Consider the following 17,178-nt stretch of genomic DNA (forward strand, 5'->3'; position numbering starts at 1 on the left):
TAGCGGTGGTGTGGGGCGCTGACGACAGATCGCGCCCCACACCCCATCCAACGATTTCCAGGGACACGTCCCCGGAGAATTCGAACGAAACGAGAGAGCAATGACCGAGACCATGCGCCGTGTCGTCGTCCGCGACGAGGGAGTCCTCCTGATCGACGCGACCAAGCCCGAGCCCCTCCCCAACGAGGTCCTTGTGGAGACCACGGTCAGCGGGGTCTGCGGATCGGACACCCACGCAGCGGCGGGGCATCACCCGTTCGTCCCACTGCCGTACCTGCCCGGTCACGAGGTGGTCGGCATTGTCCGAGAGGTCGGTGCTGACGTCACCGACGTGCAAGTCGGCGACCACATCACCGTCGAGCCCACGCTGCCCTGCTGGGAATGCAAGATGTGCCGCACCGGCCGACACAACCTGTGCGAGAACCTGCGGTTCTTCGGCTGCGGCTACGACCAAGGCGGAATGGCGGACTTCTTCACGATCCCCGCGAACCGCGTCCACCTGATCCCAGCCGGGCTGAGCGACATGCAGGCCGCGCTGATTGAGCCGCTGTCCACCCCTGTTCACGCGGTCCGCCTCAGCGGCGGTGTCGAGGGGAAGGCCGTCGTGATCATCGGCGCCGGAACGATCGGTCTGCTCGTACTCGCAGCCGCGCGTTACGGCGGCGCCCGGAAGATCGTGATGACCGACGTTCTGGAGAGCAAGCGGGATCGCGCTCTCCGCCTGGGCGCGGATGCCGTGTTCGACGGCACCCGCCCGGACGTGGTGGAAGCCGTCCGTGCCGAGTTGGGCGAAAGTGCCGACGTCATCTTCGACTGCGTCTCCATTCAGTCCACCGTCGACCAAGCGATCAAGCTGGCATTGAAGGCCGGAACCGTCATGATCGTCGGCGTCCCCGCGCGCCCGGTCACCATCCCGCTTCCGGAGGTGCAGGACCTCCAGGTGCGCATCCAGGGCAGCGCCACCTACATGCCGGAGGACTACGAGAGCGCGATCCAGATCATCCAGTCCGGCGCCGTCTCCCCGGCCGACTTCATCACCTCGCAGTACCCGCTCGAGGAGGCCGCAGCCGCGTTCGCCGCGTCCGCCGGCGGCGAGGAAGTCAAAGTCGTCCTGACCCGGACTGTCACCGACTGATTCGCCCGCATCAATTAAGGAACGCCCGTGACATCCATCACCGAAGCCGCCACCCGTGAACTGCCGTACGACCGTTCCGACGTGCGCGCCGGCATCGCGCACTTCGGGGTCGGCAACTTCCACCGCGTCCACCAGGCCCTCTACATCGATCGCATTCTCCGTCAGGGGGAGGACTTGTCCTGGGGGATTGTCGGCATCGGACTCAGCGATGGTGAGGCCGCGCGGGACAAGGCGGAGAAGTTCCACGCCCAGAACGGGCTGTATTCGCTCACCGAATACGCCCCGGACGGGAGCAGCCGGTCTCAGATAGTGGGGTCGATGATCGACTATCTGCATGCCCCATCGGACCCAGAGCGCGTGTTGTCGGTGCTCACTGACCCGAACCTGCGGATCGTGACTTTGACGATCACCGAGGGCGGCTACCTGCTGAACGAGACCACCGGTGTGTTCCAGGTGGACCACCCCGCGGTTCAGGCAGGTCTCGCAGCAGACGCGCCGACGACGGTGTTCGGATTTCTGGTGGAAGCGTTGCGGCGACGGCGCAAAGCAGACACCGTCCCGTTCACAGTCGTCTCCTGCGACAACCTGCGTCAGAACGGCTCGACTACCCGGCGCGCGGTCGTAGGGTACGCGGCTGCCGTCGACGCAGAGCTGGCTGACTGGATCGATGCGAACGTGTCGTTCCCGAACTCGATGGTCGACCGGATTGCCCCATACGTTACCGACGAGGATCGCGTGCGGTTGAATGCGGAAACCGGGATTGACGATCTTCTTCCGGTGATGAGCGAGAGCTACCTCCAGTGGGTGATCGAGGATGAGTTCCCAGCCGGTCGCCCTGCACTGGAGAGCGTCGGGGTGCAGCTGCGTCCCGATGTGCACGCGTTCGAGGCGGTGAAGGGCCGCATGCTGAACGCCTCGCATGTGCTGCTCTCCTACCCGGGCCTGCTGCTCGGATACCGGTACGTCGACGAGGCGATGCGCGACGAGCGGCTGCGGGAACTGCTGGACGTGTTCATGGAGACAGACGTCATCCCACTTCTCACCGCACCGGAAGGGGTCTCCCTCCAGGAATACAAGCAACTCATCCTGGACCGATTCGCCAATCCCGCCGTCGGCGATCAGCTGATCCGGATCGCGACGGACGGCGCGGCGAAGATCCCGGTGTTCCACACCGCAACCATCCGCGAACTTATCGAGAAGCGCGCCGACATTCGCCGGGAAGCTTTCCTGTTCGCTTGCTATACCCAGTACCTCGCAGGCAGTGATGACAACGGTGGGGCCATCGAGGTCACCGAGCCATCGCTGACCCGTACGGAATGGGACGCGTTCGCGGGCGAGAATCCGTTCAACGTCTTGCGGTTCCCCACATTCCGACCGCTTGTGCTCACGAGCGCTTACGCGTTCACCGACGAGTACCTCGCAATGCGCGCCCGCATGAACGAAAGTGTGGCGTCGGCGCTGGAGGTGGCGGTCCGCACCCGGGTCGACGTGTGATGCCATGAGCGGGTCCGACCTCCCTCCTGGCGCAACCCGGCCGCCGACCGCTGGTGAGTCGGCCCAGGCGGGAGTGGTTCACGGCAGTCCGGCCGGGTTCGACTCCGGATGCCGGTCTAGCGGTGCATGCCGCTTTCACCGGTCAGCGCACTTTCTGACCTGCGTGGAGGCGGCCGCTCGTGCGCGCGGCGACTATTCCCTGCGGTTGCTCCCCAGCGATCAGCCCATCCCGCGGCATGCGACAGGGGCGGCGGAACAGAGCGACGAGGACGCATCCGCCGCTTCTTTGAACCAGCCGGTTCATGGAACGGTCTGGGGCTATCGCAGGGGGTGTCACCGCCGAGAGGAGTGCCCGAACTGGTCCGAAGGCAAGGTCAGTTGCACGGATGCTCGCCGGCAGTACTATGACGCCTACCGCGCCCGGCGCATGAACGGCGACGGCACAGCGGTCCTTCATGGAACGTCGCGGGGGTACCTCACTGGATGCCGGGAAAGACGCCAATGCCCAGCCGGGGCTGATGGGCTGACCTGCGTGGACGCTCGCCGCCAATACAAGACCGCTCGGGCCCGCAGCACAGGAGTGCTCCCCCCACCCGAACTGACTGACGCGGTGACAGCCCGCGAGATCGTCCGGATGCTCATGGCCCAGGGGTACTCTCTACGGGCCGTGGCTCGTGATGCAGGTCTGGGTAAGGAGACCGTGAGGTCGTTGGTTGCCCCCGGATCAATGGAGTCGAGGCATCGCATCACGGCGTTGACACAGCTGCGTATCCAAGAGCTCGCACAGCGAACTGGCCTAGCTCCTTATCGCGATCAACTTCAAGCTGTCGTCGCAGGACAATGAGCCTGACCGCGCGGCACGTGGGCTTGGGAGCGACATCGACCCAGTCTCGCTTCCGCGCCACGGGGACTTTCGGGGGCTAGCTGTGATGTCCAGGGACGTCGCTTCGCGCGCGTGATCGGCTCACGGGCGAAGACGCCGCCACCGGGCCGAGGGGACGGCCGGGATGGCAGCTCGCTCGAGCCGCCCTGGGACGATGCCGACCAGGACCCCACCAGCGACGGTGAAGCGGATTGTGCAGCTGCGGTGGCGGCGCCGCCTGGGTCGAGTGCAGATCGCGGGTGAGCTGGGGCGGGTCGCGTCGACCGTCCATGCCGTGCTGGTGCGATGCCGGACCAACCGGCCCACTCACATCGACCGCCTCACTGGAGAACACCTGCGCCGCTACGAGCTTCCACCACACTCTCGCGGACGGCTGAGCATACGCCCGCCTCTATCAATCCGAGAACGAAACGCCCTCAAGCCCTACCCGGCTGGATGCACTTCTACAATCACGACAGGCGCCACTCCGCAATCCGAGCCACACCCATCAGCAGAATCAACAACCTGCCTGGACATCACAGCTAGCCGGCTCAGCGGAACCTTCGCCGCCGCGGACGAAAGGATCTTGCCTGTCCCCAGCGCCGTTGTCGACTTCGCCCACGCCACCTATGTCATGGCCTCCGAGCACCGACCTGCAGAGCACGGTCGAAAACGCTACGAGGGCGGTTCGCCGCCGGTTGATCTAGCCGCCAACTCAATCAGTCCTGGCTCAGAGCCCGGGAAGCGTCGGGTGCTTGCCGGCGAGTCAAAGTTCCTCGAATCGATAGACCTAGCAACCTCGCCACCGCTGTGAGTGTGGAGAGGCGGCGACGTCACCGAAGGGGTTCTGTCCCAGATCCTTTGAACCCCAGTTCGAAGTGACTCTTGATTTCAAGCGCTTTACATGACAAGGTGCTTACCTGAAGCAGAATTCAAGCGCTTGAAATTGCATCGCGGGATGTGATGTCAAGTGCGCCATCACACTCTGGCAAGTGCGACCGACCCGTCGGCCCTAACCCGGCGAACGGCCGACCGCTCGCCCCGCGGTGACCTCGTAGTCGATGTCGCGATCGCGTGCCCAGAGGAATCGGGACAAAGGAGACCCCATGTCAAAATTGCTCAAGGCGGCGGCACTGACCGCTGCCGCATCGCTGGTTCTCGCGGGCTGCGCAAGCACCAGCGGGGGCGACGGCGACGTCACCAAGATCAACCTCTGGGCTGGTTTCCAAGGTGCTGACGGCGACGCCATGAAGTCGATCGTCGAAGACTTCGAGACTGCGAATCCAGGAATCGACGTGACGTTCTACACCGCGCCGTGGAACGAGATGTTCACCAAGTTCGGAACCGCTTACGGCACACCCTCCGGGCCCGACGTCGTGATCATGCACGCCACCGACATCGCGAACTTCGCCTCGCGCAACATGTTGACGCCGCTCGATGACATCACCTCCGATCTCGGCATCGACGAGAGCGACTACGCCGCGCCGGTGTGGGCAGGGAACACGTACGACGGAACTCAGTGGGGGATCCCACTCGACTACCACCCGATGGGCGTATTCAAGAACGTCGCGGCGTTCGAGGCGGCCGGTATCGACCCGAACATAGAGTTCACCAGCAAAGAGCAGTTCCTCGAGATCGCGCATGAGCTCACCACGGGTGAGCAGTACGGCATCGGCATCGGCAGCGACCACGCTCACTCCATGCGCTACTGGTACGGCCTTCTCTATCAGGCGGGTGGAAGCTTTCTCAACAGCGACGACACCGAGGCGACGTTCAACGACGCGGCCGGCACGGATGCCCTCCAATTCCTCTCCGACCTGGTCAACGTCGACAAGGTGGCGCCGCCTCAACAGAGCGACATCGATCGCGACTTCCTTGCCGGCACGACCGCGATGGTGATCGAAGGGCCGTGGTTCATCCCCAGCGCCGACGAATCGGGCATGGAATACACGGTCGCCCCGTTCCCGACGATCTTCGACGAGGCCGGCACGTGGGCCGGATCGCACACCATCACCATCCCCTCCGGCAACTCCGACCCGGACCGGCAGGCGGCTGCGAAGAAGCTCGTCAACTACCTCGCGGAGAACTCGCTGAAGTGGGGCGAGAGCAGCGGCCAGATTCCCGCGTCGAAGAAGGTCGTCGAATCGGAGGAGTACCAGTCACTTCCGACATACGACAAAGCCGCGGCCTTCATCGCGCAGGCCGATGACGTGCACTACGAGCCCTTGATCCCCAAGACCGCCGAACTCGGCGCAGACAACCCCCTCTCACCGGTGCTCACAGCCGTGCTCGAGGGCGTTCGCGGCGATAAGTCTCCTCAAGACGCGCTGGACCAGGCAGCGGAGAGCACCGATGGCATCCTCGCTCGCTGAGCGAATCACCCCCGGGGGCGCACAGCGTCCCCGGGGGGATCGCCCCTCTCCCACCGCGCGTCGTCGTGGCATGGGCGCTAGCCGGCGGAGCGAGCTGTTCTGGCTTGCGCTCTTGCTGGCGCCCTTCATGGCGTTCCTCGTCGTCTTCAAGATCGCGCCGATCTTCATCAACATCGCGTTCAGCTTCATGCAGGTCGACCTGCAGGGAGGCGGTGAATTCATCGGTGCGGCGAACTACACGCACCTCGCCAACGACGAGCTGTTCTTCACCGCGCTGCGCAACACCTTCCAGTACCTCCTGTACGTCGGCCCGGTTAACGTCGTTCTCGGTTTCGTCATCGCACTTCTGCTGAACGTCAAGCTTCGCGGGCGCACTGTGGCGAGGGGAGCGGTGTTCCTGCCGTACATCCTGATGGTCACCGTCGTCGGCATCACCTGGCGCTGGATCCTCGATGGCACTAACGGGCTTTTGAATCACTATCTCGAGATGCTTGGGCTCGGTCCGATCTATTTCCTCACGGACCCAGCTACGGCGATGATCGGCATTGCTCTCACTTCGATCTGGTGGACGGTCGGCTACAACGTGATCATCTATCTCGCGGCGTTGCAGGACATCCCGGCCGAATTGATGGACGCGGCGTCGATCGACGGGGCAGGGCCGTGGCGCAGGCTATGGAGTATCACCATCCCGCTGATGAAGAACACGACCTTCTATGTGGTCATCACGACCGTCATCTACTCGATGCAGGTGTTCGGTCAGGTGTACGTGATGACCTCCGGCGGCCCGAGCTATAGCACGCTCTCGCTCGTCCAGTACATGTACATCAAGGGGTTCAAGGAGTTCGACCTCGGCTACGCCGCGACGATTGGCACTGCGCTGTTCGCGGTGATCGGACTCCTGTCCGCGGTCGTGTTTGTCCTGTTCCGGGACCGCGCGAGCCGCCGCCCGCTGCGACGCCTGACTAGAAAGGTCGCGCGATGAGCATTGCCGTACTCAACCGGCCCCGCGCAGGGCGGATCGCCCTCCGCGTCATCCTCTACGTCTGCATGATCGCGATCACCGCGCTCGCTCTGGCACCGATCGTTTGGATGATCTCTACATCCCTCAAGACGACCGGAGAGATCTTCAACGGTGACGTGAACTGGATCCCCCGGGAACCTACTTTTGAGAACTACCAGCGGGCGCTCACCCAGTACCCACTCGGCAACTGGATGTTCAACAGCGTTGTGATCGCCGTAGCCACGATAGGTCTGACCTTCCTCACGCACGTCACCGCGGCCTACGCGATCGCGAAGATTCAGTTTCGGTTCAAGCCACTACTGATCATCGTGCTGCTCGCGACCATCATGATCCCTCGCGAGCTCACAGCGATCCCCGTCTATGGGTACGTTCGCTCGTGGAACTTGATGGACACCCAGACTGCAGTGATCCTGCCGCAGATCGCCGAGGCGATCACAGTGTTCCTGCTGATCCAGTTCTTCTCGAACATGCCTGACGAGTACGTCGAAGCGGCGCGCCTTGACGGCGCGAACCATTGGACGATTCTGTGGCGGATATTCGTTCCGCTCGCCGGGCCGGCCATCGCGGTGATGGTCATTCTCGCCTTCGTGAACTCCTGGAACAACTTCTTCTGGCCGCTGCTGGTCACGTTCACGGACGCGTCGATGCCCCTGCCCGTTGGACTGTCGACGATCATGGCCAGCTATAGCGAGTCATCTGCTGCGCGTCAGTACGGGCTGCTCATGGCCATCTCCATCATTGCGGCTGTTCCTACGATCGCGCTCTTCCTCGCGCTTCAGCGCCGTTTCGTCGAGGCCGTCACCTCTACCGGCCTCAAGGGCTGAACTCGCTCCCCTCACCAGAAAGCTACGACTATGACTTCAACAGATGTGATCGCTGCGTTTGTCCATGACAACGACGGCGTCCTGCCTGTGCGCCCGACATGGATCGCCCATAACTTCCTCGAGCCCGGCCTCAGGCTCGGTCTTGCGCCCGAAGACTACGATCAGGGCGAGCGCGGTCTCATCATGGAGCGCTGGCTGTGCTCCGAAACCCTTGCCGGGGACGATGCCTCGGGGGAGGGGCTCTCCGAACTCGACATTCCGGGCGAATCCATCACCGTCGCCGACGCGATCGCTCGGCACCCCGTGCTGATCATGGGCGAGAACTACGCCGCGACGCATGACACGCTCGGACGGCTCGTGAAGATCTTCGACTTCGGCACGCGACTCTTCTTCCACATGCACCAGCGGGCCGAACATCTTCAGTCGCAGGGCAAGGTACCGAAGGACGAGGCCTACCACTTCCTCGACGCACCCATGGGAGACCATCCGGAGTCCTTCTTCGGCGTGCAACGCTTCCTCGTGGAGCGGGGGCTCCACCTCGACTACTTCCGCGACATCCTGAACGAGTGGACAGCTGGCGAAGCGGATGTCCTAAAGTACTCGATGGGCTTCGTCAACGTGCCGGGCGAGGGCTTTCTCATCGATTCGGGCATTCTCCACGCTCCAGGGACCGCGCTGACGCTGGAAATTCAGGAGCCGTCCGACGTGGGAGCGATCATGCAACCGGTGGTACAGGGGCACGCCATCGACAAGACCATGCTGTTCAAGGATGTCGAGCCGGACGAGGTTGCCGCGCGCGGCGTCGACGCGGTCCTGGATCAGGTCGACTGGGACGCCAGCTCGGACCCTCGTTTCTTCGAGCATCGACACCTTCGACCGATCCCGATCGAGTGCATGCTCCAGGGGAACACTTTCGAGGAGTGGATCTACTACGGCACAACGAAGTTCAGCGGGAAGCGGTTGCGCGTCGATCCGGGTGCCGAGTTCCTGAGCGTGGAGGAGGGAGTCCACAGCATCTTCGTGTGGCGTGGTGAGGGGCAGATCGGCCGGCATCGCGTTGTCGCCGGCGCGCCCGAACTGCACCGGTGCGAAGATGAGCTGCTTGTCTGTCACGAGGCCGCGGTCCGCGGCTACTCGGTAAAGAACACTGGTAGCGTGCCGCTCGTGGTCTTCAAGTTCTTCGGGCCCGACCTTAACGGGCACGCTCCCCAACTCGGCTACGGCCTGTGAGGGAGTTCTGAGTGCCGAGGCTGGGACTGAAAGACATAGCGCAAGCACTGGGAGTGTCCGAATCCACGGTGTCGCTTGCGCTCAATGACAGACCGACTGTCAACGCCATCACCAAGCAGCGTGTTCTCGACTACGTCGCCGAGGTGGGTTACAGCCCGAATCCGATGGCGCGCGGGCTCGCCACGCAGAAGACGATGACGATCGGACTCGTCTGTCCCGACACGGAGAACCCCTACTACGGCAGTCTGGTCAGACACGTCGCCGACAGCTGCGAGCAACTCAACTACTCGCTGATGCTGTCCCTCTCCGGCGGCAGTCTCGAGCGCGAAGCCCGGATCCTGAAGAACTTCGTCGACAAGCAAGTCGACGGTGTGGTCATCATGCCGCAGAATGCGGCATCCAATCCGTACGCGAAGTTGGGTGCCTTCGCGGATGCCGGAATCCCACTCGTGTTCTGCACTTCCTTCTACAGCGGGTTCGAGGATGTATGTGTGCGCGGAGATTACGCGCAGGGGGCGTTCGAGCTCACAAGTTGGCTACTCCAGAACGGGCACCGCGAACTGTGGTACCTCGTTACCGAAGACGTATCCGTACCTGTGGCCTCTGAACGCATTCGGGGCTATCAGCAGGCTTTCGAGGCACAAGGTGTGCCGCTGGACCCGGATTGGATCGTTCCCTGCAGGGAGATCAGCAGTGCATCGGGCGCCACGATCGTCCGCGACCTCCTGCAGCACCGCGACCTCCCGGACGGAATCTTGGCACTCAACGACTACATGGCTTTCGGCGTGATACGTGAGCTCGAAGACCTGGGATACGCGGTGCCGCAGGACGTTTCGGTTGCGGGCTACGACGACGTCTTCTATGCGTCGCTTGCGACCGTTCAGTTGACGACGGTCCGGCAGGATCTAGAAGAGACATCTAATCGATGTGTCTCTCTGCTCATGAGCATGATCGATCACCCGTCCAGCCGGGACGACGCTCCTGCGACCGATCGACTCGTTCCCCAGTCGCTCGTCGTCCGCGGCACGACGGCTCGCCCCTGAGACGTGAGGTCGAGGGCTCGATCTGGTGCACCGCTCAGAGTAGTGCGGCGGGCGGCTCGGATCCGCGCATCCCGGTGACCGCCGTGATCACGCGATCCCCCATCGCGGCGGCCCTCTTCAAAGCTGATTGATGGACCTAGGGATGGCATTCACGTCAACGGCCACAATGCTCGTCCGCGGGATTCCGTGTTTGTCGAAGTTGTAAGGAAGCGGTGAGAGTCTGTCGCGTCCATGCACCTCAGGTCGGACGCTGGCCTATTCGTGAACATCGACTACGGTTCGACCACGTGTGCGCCCGCGAAGGACCTCGGCGGCATAAGGAATCGTGTCGCCCAACCGGATTGTTGTTGTCATGGCGTCGAGCAAATCGGTGTCGAGCTCTGTAGCAAGCGCACCCCACGCGCGCTGCCGCAGAGCGACGGGGGCGTCGACCGAGTTCGCGCCCGTGAGAGACACGTCGCGCAGAATGAAAGGCAGCACGCTGGCGGGCAGGTCGCCGCCTTGAGCGAGACCGCAGGCAACCACAGTTCCGCCATAGCTGGTCTGTGCGAGAACGTTGGCGAGTGTCGTGCTCCCCACGGAGTCGATGGCTCCCGCCCAGCGTGGCGATTGCAGCGGCTCGCCAGTCCGGTCCGAGAGGCTGCGGCGATCAATAACCCTTGCGGCGCCCAGGCTTTCAAGGTAGTTGCGTTGCTCGGCGGCGCGCCCGGTGGAGGCTACGGCCTGATACCCACGATGCGCGAGGAGGGCGATCGCAACACTACCGACGCCTCCTGCGGCGCCTGTGACGAGGATCTCGCCCGAGTCGGGCCAGACACCGGCGTCTTCCAGCTTGAGAACGGCGATCATGGCAGTGAACCCGGCGGTGCCGATTGCGGCCGCCCGCGCCGGAGTGAGCGCCGTAGGAAGACGCACCAGGGCATTGGGGCTGACTCTGGCTCGGGTTGCGAAACCACCGTGACGGTACTCACTGAGGCCGTCGCCGTTTAGCACGACAACGTCACCAGTGAGCCAGTGTTCGGTGCTTGAGGCGGTCACGGTGCCAACGAGGTCGATGCCGGCGATCAGCGGCCAGGACCGCACGACGCCGCCCAGCCCTGCTACGGCGAGGCCATCCTTGTAGTTGTACGAGGAGAAGTGGACGTCCAACTCGACCGCTCCGTCGAGGAGCGTCTCCTCGTCAACCTCGGTGAGACGGGCCCGCTGGTCCCGGGATTCGATCACCACTGCTCGCACGAGCACCTCCTTAGGAACTAATGGAGACCGACGTCTCCGGTTCGGCACAAAGTCGAGCACGCTCAAAATTGACTATACTCGAAACCTGAGCGAACGCAGACTCCGAAGGCAGAGGGTACTTGGTGGACGAAGAGATCCCGATAGGACGACGGGAACGAAACAAACAGGAGAAACTCGCCCGGATCTTTCAGGCGGGCGCGGAGTTGTTCGAGGCACGCGGGGTGTCCACGGTGACGACGCAAGAGCTCGCCAGTCGTGCCGATGTCGGAACGGGCACGCTCTTTGAGTACGTGGCGACTAAGACCGAACTGCTGGTGATGATCTACAACCGGTACTTCGCTGAATCGCTACGGGACGGTTGGTCAGCCCAATCGCACGAGCAGGGGCTGCGGGATCGCGTGCTGGCGTTGTTGCATCCCGTACTCGTCTGCCATCGCCGGCATGCCGAGAATGGCCGGGCGTATCTGCACGAGATCGTCTACGGTCCGGCGGCTGAGCGCTATCGAGGTGAGGCGATAGAGCTTGTAGAAACCTTTCAGAAGCAGCTTGAGGACGTGCTCGTCGACACACGTGCTGTGGGACGACCTGCGGCGGAGGCGAGCGCACGAGTGGTGTTCGCGGTCATCTTCCTGACCCTCTCCGACGCGCGGTTAGTGGAGTCGACCGCCGATGGTCTGCTGGGTGAAATCGACCGGCTGCTCGCCGCGCACTTTCGAAATTGGAACCCGGGAGACAGGAAAGCTGGATGACAACCCGATACGACCCGACTCAGACTGGGCTGCTCGTCGTGGATCCATACAATGACTTTCTCGCCGAAACGGGCAAACTCTGGCCTGCCGTGGCCGAGGTCGCCGCCGCAGTGAGGACCGTCGAGCGCATGCGCGCCGTCGTCTCCGCGACGCGGCTGGCCGGGGCGCGGGTGTTCTTCGTGCCTCACCGCCGGTGGATGCCTGGCGACACCGATCAATGGCGGTTCCCGAACGCCTCGCAGCTCAGTGCCGCGCGTCTCGAACTGTTCGCAAAGGACACCTGGGGTGGGACGTTCCATGACGAATTCCCCGTGCTCGACGGAGATGTAGTGGTTTCTGAGCACTGGGCGCAGTCCGGGTTCGCAAACACCGATCTGGACCAGCAGTTGCGTCAGCGCGGCATCGACCACGTCATCATCGTTGGGCTCTTGGCCAACACCTGCGTGGAGTCGACCGGTCGGTTCGCCATGGAAGCGGGGCATCACGTCACACTCGTCCCTGACGCGACCGCCGCATACAGCGCTGACGCGATGCACGCTGCGCACACCATCAACGCCCCGACGTTTGCGCACGAGATCCTCACGACCGTAGAAGTCGTCCGTGCCCTCGTCCCAGTGCCTTCCGCGGCATGAACAGACGTGCGCCGCAGACCGCGACGCAAGAAAGGAGCACGACCGTGCCAAAGACGATGCTGGCAGGGCGGATGAACTTCGCTGCAAAGGCCTTCGCGGTGAACGAGATCACCGTTCCGTTCCCTCGTCCTGGGGAAGTTCGAGTTCGCGTGCGGGCGGCCGGCCTGTGCCTATCAGACGTTCATCTGATTGACGGGACTCTCAGCCCATTGCTGTTACCCGGCGATGAGGTGACCCTCGGCCATGAGGTAGCAGGCGAGGTCGAATCTCTCGGTGACGGTGTAACCGGGGTTGCGATCGGCACCCGTGTCATCGTGGGAGCCGGCAAGGTAGTTGACGGGGTCAACTGGACGATGGGCGTGGACTACGACGGCGGCTGGGCCGAGTACGTCGTGGTTCCCGCTGATCTCCTCGTCCCGATCCCCGACAGTCTTCCGTTTGAGCAGGCTGCAATCATCCCCGACGCCGTTTCCACCCCCTGGGGTGCCATTGAGTGGACTGGGCAGGTGAGGCAGGGAGAGTCCGTCGGGGTATGGGGCGTCGGCGGACTGGGTGCGCATGGCGTGCAGCTCTTGCGTTTCGCGGGCGCTGCCCCGATCGTAGCCGTCGACCCTCTCGAGGCTGCACGTACACGGGCCCTCGAGTTCGGCGCGGACCTCGCCCTTGATCCCGCCGACCCCGAGTTCGCGGGTCAGATAGGGTCCGTGACTGCTGGTCGAGGCCTGGACGTCGCGATCGATTTCGCGGGTGTCGCCCCGGTGCGCGCCCAAGCGCTCGGTGCCCTCCGGGTCGGAGGTCGTCTAATACTTGTGGGTATCAGCGGGAAGCCGTTCACGGTGGAAAACGACGCGACGTACCAGTACACCCGCAAGCAGATCCTCGGCCACTATGGTTCGGAGGACCGCCACGTCGGCGATCTCGTCCGGCTCTTTACGCTCGGCCGTCTCGACTTCTCCCGATCAATCAGCGGTACATTCGCGCTCTCTGACGCCGCCGAGGCCGTCGAACGGTTGCGCGACAAGCGCGACACTCCAATCCGATTCGTACTTATCCCCTGAAGTCGGGGCCAGGCGATGCGTCAATTGGACGTCAGGAAGCAACCTTTGCCGGGTGCCGGGATATCTGCTGGGCGCGCACGGGCACGAGAGCAACTGCTTGACGCAGCGTACGAGACTTTCATCACTGTCGGCATCGACGCGGCATCCATAGACCAACTGAGTGCCAATGCCGGCCTCACTCGTGGGGCGTTCTACTCCAACTATTCTTCAAAAGAAGAGATCGTTCTTGCCGTGTTGATGCGCCAGGCTGAATCCAGGCTGATACGACTCACGAGCCTGGTGGGCCGGCTCGCGCGAGAGACCAGCAGTTCTTCTATGGGCGTCCTGGAGCTCGCCGCTTTTGCTCAGGACTTCCTCGACGGTGAGTTCGGCGACCATAAGTGGGTGATCCTGATTGCAGAGTTCGAGATGCTCGCGTTCCGACAGCGACACATCACCGAGTTGTACGCGCGCGTACAGCAACGCTTTGATGAAGCATTAGCGAACATCCTCCAGAGTGGGCTGACTCGGCTCCGACTCGAAATCTCAACGGATCCCACTAGGGCGGCCCGGATCATTGGGGCCACCTATGTCGACGCCGTCCGGCGCTCCGCGCTCGGAAGTCAGCCGCATTCCGAGATCGCTTTCATTGTCGCACGCGCCGTGATCGCGCTTACTCGTCCAGTTCCACGGGCGTTAGAGATGGCATCTGACGCATCCGTCGCCGAGGTTGAGACAGGACCGTGACATTTGATTGAACCTCTTGACCGCCGGTAACGTCGCCTTGATTGACCGTGTCGTACATTCCTTTAGGAGCATGGTGTCAATCGGGCACGAGCGAGAGTATTCAATCCCAGTCCGGCCAACGCCGGGACACATGGTCGACGAAGCGGGCGCGAACCGCGGAGCGTCCGGCCCGTCGAAGCGGAGGCGTCTAGCTTCTGTTCGTGTCAGCCCCGCTTCGCTCGTCGGGTGTGCCCCGAACGGTAGTACCGCGCGACCTGGTTGGCAGCATCCCTAAGGAGTTGTGCTTGGCCGCACAGTTGTCAGCGGGCGAGACCGTCGCGGACGATCGTTACGAAGGTCGAGACGAGTCTCTGAAGTGCGCTGTCGTCTAGACGACGGCGGATCGCGAGCAGCAGCACGCCGTTCATCGCCGCCCATAGGACTTCCGAAGTGGCCGCCGGATCCAAGGCGGTCGCGATTCCACGGTCGGACGCGGAGCGCAGCGCGGACTCGAGTCGCGTGTTCTGCTCCGCGACGGCTGCTGTGACCGCCGCCGCGACCGCATCGGACTCGGGCGGTTCAGCGAGAAATCGGAACTCGTTGGGGTGCTCGACCGCGAATCGGGCGTATGCCTCGGCCACCCGGATCAAATCGTCGATGCTCTCGCCCAACGACGCATACGCCGGTTCCATGTAGGCGCGATTCACCTCGAACGCGCGGTCCGCCAGTGCCATCAGGATGGCCGCTCGGTTCCCGACTCGGTTGTAGATCGTCTGTACGGCGACATCCGCCTCGTCGGCGATCGCCTGCAACGTCAGAGCAGCAGAGCCGCCGCGGCTCAGAATGTCGAAGGCTGCGTCGACGATGTCGAGCTGTCCTCGTTCACGCTTGCGTTCCCGTCGAGTCGGCTCCAATGGCTGGGTGTCGTCGGTCATGGGAATCCTGGTCTCGATTGCGGGGTGATCATGATGGGATTAGTATCTAAACTTAGAATGACATTCTCACATTGGAGTGAGCATCCAAATGGTACGACGTGACGTCAAGATCTCCGTTGCCGGCGATAGCTGCGCAGCCTGGTACTACGTTCCCACGCCCAAGAAGGCTAGCGCCGCCTCGGATTTCCGGCCGCCGGTGATCGTCATGGCACATGGACTGGGCAGCGTGAAAGAGATGCGGCTCGATGCGTATGCTGAGCGGTTCGTAGCGGCGGGGTACGCAGTCCTTGCATTCGACTACCGGTACTTCGGCGGAAGTGAGGGAGAGCCGCGGCAGCTCCTCGACGTCAGGTCCCAGCTTCAGGACTGGGCAGCAGCCGTTGCCTGGGCACGGCAGCAGCCTGATATCGACCGCGATCGGGTGGTGCTTTGGGGGACCTCGTTCGGTGGCGGTCACGTGATCCGTGTCGCGGCACGCGATCGAAGGATCGCGGCCGTGATCGCGCAATGTCCCTTCACGGATGGGTTCAGCTCAGCTCGTGCGACAAACCCACTCACCACATTGCGAGTGGCGCCCGTCGCTGTGGCGGACGCGATAGGCGCTGCCCTGAACAAGCGGCCTATGACGGTCGCCTCCGCCGGCCCGCCCGGTTCGGCTGCCTTGATGACCTCCCCGGACTCAGAGCCCGGGTACCTCGCGCTCACCACTCACGCTCCCGCCTTCCGAAACGAAGTGGCGGCCCGGCTCGCACTTGAGATCGGCCGTCAAGCTCCCGGACGCGAGGCGAAGAAGGTGAACTGCCCGATCCTCTTCGCGATCTGCGAGTTCGACGCCGTGGCCCCGGCAAAAGCGACCCAACGATACGCCGCCCAAGCTCCGTTCGGCGAAGTGCGGCTATATCCCATCGGCCACTTCGACATCTACGTCGGCGAGCCGTTCGAGCAGGCAGTGTCGGACTACCTGCAATTCCTAACTCGTCACGTACCGGTCGCAGTCACGCGACGGAAAGGCTGAGACATGCGCAAGTACGAACTCGCCGGCCGCACGGTCGCGATCACTGGCTCCACGGGCGGGCTGGGCAGTCGCCTGGCGGAGAGCGCCCGTCGGCGGGGCGCGAATCTCGTCCTCCTGGATATCGATGCCGAAGCGGTGGCCGCTCAGGCGTCGGCCTTGGGGGGCGACACCGTGGCATCAGGGCATTCCGTCGACGTCAGGGACGCCGGATCGGTGCAACGCGCCATCGACGCAGGGGCAGACCACTTTGGCCGTCTCGACGTCGTGATAGCCAACGCGGGTATCACCGACGTCAGCCCGATCGCGACGACGAACCCCGCCACGTTCGAGCGCGTCATCGACATCAATCTCAACGGCGTCATGCGCACGTTCCGTGCCGCAATCCCGCACGTTCAGAAGCACGGGGGATACCTTCTAGCGGTGTCGTCGATGGCGGCGTTCATCCACTCGCCGCTCCAGGGCGCGTACACCGCGTCGAAGGCGGGCGTCTGGGCGCTTTGCGACTCGACGCGCCTGGAAATGCGGTACCTGGGTGTCGGAGTCGGAAGCCTGCACCCGACGTTCTTCCGCACCTCTCTCATGGATAACATGCTGGATGACCCGGCCGGGAGATCACTCTGGGGCGGCAACTCTGGCGGCATCTGGAAGATGGTGAGCATCGACGAAGTCGTGGATGCTGCGCTGAGTGGGATCGAACGCCGCGCTGAGACGATCGTGGTCCCCTCCAGCAACCGACTGCCGGCGGCCGCGCCCGGACTATTCCGCGCTCTGGTCGAGAGACTCGGATTCACCGATCACGGCATCCGGACCTCCGTTGAAGCCGCCGCGCAGCGGCGGTGAGCGAACGGCGCGACAGGAAGAGCCGAG

The 17,178-nt window shown here is 63.5% G+C and carries 15 protein-coding genes and 1 pseudogene; 14 read left to right on the top strand and 2 right to left on the bottom strand.

Annotation, left to right across the window (positions count from 1 at the left end; all coding sequences use genetic code 11):
• Positions 1 to 100: 100 nt before the first annotated feature.
• The 8 genes and pseudogenes from ACLBXX_RS16225 (at position 101) to ACLBXX_RS16260 (ending at position 9,981) form a co-directional block, all read left to right on the top strand.
• Entirely contained in the window at positions 101 to 1,135 is a 1,035-nt protein-coding gene (locus ACLBXX_RS16225) for a zinc-dependent alcohol dehydrogenase (protein ID WP_447658880.1), read from the top strand.
• Positions 1,136 to 1,162: 27 nt separating this feature from the next.
• The gene (locus ACLBXX_RS16230; RefSeq protein WP_447658881.1) at positions 1,163 to 2,629 is read left to right on the top strand and encodes a mannitol dehydrogenase family protein; all 1,467 of its coding nucleotides are present in this window, start codon (positions 1,163 to 1,165) and stop codon (positions 2,627 to 2,629) included.
• A gap of 980 nt (positions 2,630 to 3,609) precedes the next feature.
• Positions 3,610 to 4,037 (top strand): annotated as a pseudogene (locus ACLBXX_RS16235) (hypothetical protein); the annotation flags it as partial.
• A gap of 569 nt (positions 4,038 to 4,606) precedes the next feature.
• Positions 4,607 to 5,863: an ABC transporter substrate-binding protein gene (locus ACLBXX_RS16240; protein ID WP_447658882.1), complete on the top strand. Its 1,257-nt coding sequence runs from the start codon at positions 4,607 to 4,609 to the stop codon at positions 5,861 to 5,863.
• Positions 5,844 to 6,845 (top strand): carbohydrate ABC transporter permease, encoded by a 1,002-nt coding sequence (locus tag ACLBXX_RS16245; protein WP_447658883.1) that lies wholly within the window; start codon positions 5,844 to 5,846, stop codon positions 6,843 to 6,845. The genes ACLBXX_RS16240 and ACLBXX_RS16245 overlap by 20 nt, the downstream gene beginning before the upstream one ends.
• Positions 6,842 to 7,708 carry a carbohydrate ABC transporter permease gene (locus tag ACLBXX_RS16250; protein WP_447658884.1) on the top strand — a complete coding sequence of 289 codons (867 nt, stop codon included), beginning with the start codon at positions 6,842 to 6,844 and terminating at the stop codon, positions 7,706 to 7,708. Before ACLBXX_RS16245 ends, ACLBXX_RS16250 begins: the two co-directional genes overlap by 4 nt.
• 30 nt (positions 7,709 to 7,738) lie before the next feature.
• Complete coding sequence (locus ACLBXX_RS16255; RefSeq protein WP_447658885.1) at positions 7,739 to 8,938, top strand: hypothetical protein; 1,200 nt, start codon at positions 7,739 to 7,741, stop codon at positions 8,936 to 8,938.
• Between the two features lie 11 nt (positions 8,939 to 8,949).
• Positions 8,950 to 9,981 carry a LacI family DNA-binding transcriptional regulator gene (locus tag ACLBXX_RS16260; RefSeq protein WP_447658886.1) on the top strand — a complete coding sequence of 344 codons (1,032 nt, stop codon included), beginning with the start codon at positions 8,950 to 8,952 and terminating at the stop codon, positions 9,979 to 9,981.
• A 255-nt stretch (positions 9,982 to 10,236) separates the two neighbouring features.
• On the opposite strand, the gene ACLBXX_RS16265 is transcribed toward ACLBXX_RS16260, so the two are convergent.
• A complete protein-coding gene (locus tag ACLBXX_RS16265; protein WP_447658887.1) occupies positions 10,237 to 11,217 on the bottom strand; it encodes an MDR family oxidoreductase in 981 nt (326 codons plus the stop codon).
• Between the two features lie 122 nt (positions 11,218 to 11,339).
• Here ACLBXX_RS16265 and ACLBXX_RS16270 point away from each other — a divergent pair, with 122 nt between their 5' ends.
• The 4 genes from ACLBXX_RS16270 to ACLBXX_RS16285 are packed head-to-tail and all read left to right on the top strand — an operon-like array spanning position 11,340 to position 14,382.
• On the top strand, positions 11,340 to 11,966 hold the full coding sequence (locus ACLBXX_RS16270) for a TetR/AcrR family transcriptional regulator (protein WP_447658888.1): 627 nt from the start codon (positions 11,340 to 11,342) through the stop codon (positions 11,964 to 11,966).
• Positions 11,963 to 12,598, top strand: a complete 636-nt coding sequence (locus tag ACLBXX_RS16275) for an isochorismatase family cysteine hydrolase (protein WP_447658889.1) — start codon at positions 11,963 to 11,965, stop codon at positions 12,596 to 12,598. The genes ACLBXX_RS16270 and ACLBXX_RS16275 overlap by 4 nt, the downstream gene beginning before the upstream one ends.
• Before the next feature lie 44 nt (positions 12,599 to 12,642).
• On the top strand, positions 12,643 to 13,656 hold the full coding sequence (locus ACLBXX_RS16280; protein ID WP_447658890.1) for an alcohol dehydrogenase catalytic domain-containing protein: 1,014 nt from the start codon (positions 12,643 to 12,645) through the stop codon (positions 13,654 to 13,656).
• 15 nt (positions 13,657 to 13,671) lie between these two features.
• Positions 13,672 to 14,382, top strand: coding sequence for a TetR/AcrR family transcriptional regulator (locus ACLBXX_RS16285; protein ID WP_447658891.1), 711 nt, complete (start codon positions 13,672 to 13,674; stop codon positions 14,380 to 14,382).
• Positions 14,383 to 14,681: 299 nt separating this feature from the next.
• Here the strand turns inward: ACLBXX_RS16285 and ACLBXX_RS16290 are convergent, their stop codons facing one another.
• Positions 14,682 to 15,296 (bottom strand): TetR/AcrR family transcriptional regulator, encoded by a 615-nt coding sequence (locus tag ACLBXX_RS16290; RefSeq protein ID WP_447658892.1) that lies wholly within the window; start codon positions 15,294 to 15,296, stop codon positions 14,682 to 14,684.
• 76 nt (positions 15,297 to 15,372) lie between these two features.
• On the opposite strand from ACLBXX_RS16290, the gene ACLBXX_RS16295 reads away from it, so the two are divergent.
• Both ACLBXX_RS16295 and ACLBXX_RS16300 read left to right on the top strand, forming a co-directional pair.
• Positions 15,373 to 16,311 carry an alpha/beta hydrolase gene (locus ACLBXX_RS16295; protein ID WP_447658893.1) on the top strand — a complete coding sequence of 313 codons (939 nt, stop codon included), beginning with the start codon at positions 15,373 to 15,375 and terminating at the stop codon, positions 16,309 to 16,311.
• Positions 16,312 to 16,314: 3 nt separating this feature from the next.
• Positions 16,315 to 17,151, top strand: coding sequence for an SDR family NAD(P)-dependent oxidoreductase (locus ACLBXX_RS16300; RefSeq protein ID WP_447658894.1), 837 nt, complete (start codon positions 16,315 to 16,317; stop codon positions 17,149 to 17,151).
• Positions 17,152 to 17,178: the final 27 nt, after the last annotated feature.

The sequence above is a fragment of the Microbacterium sp. C23T genome (assembly GCF_053345975.1).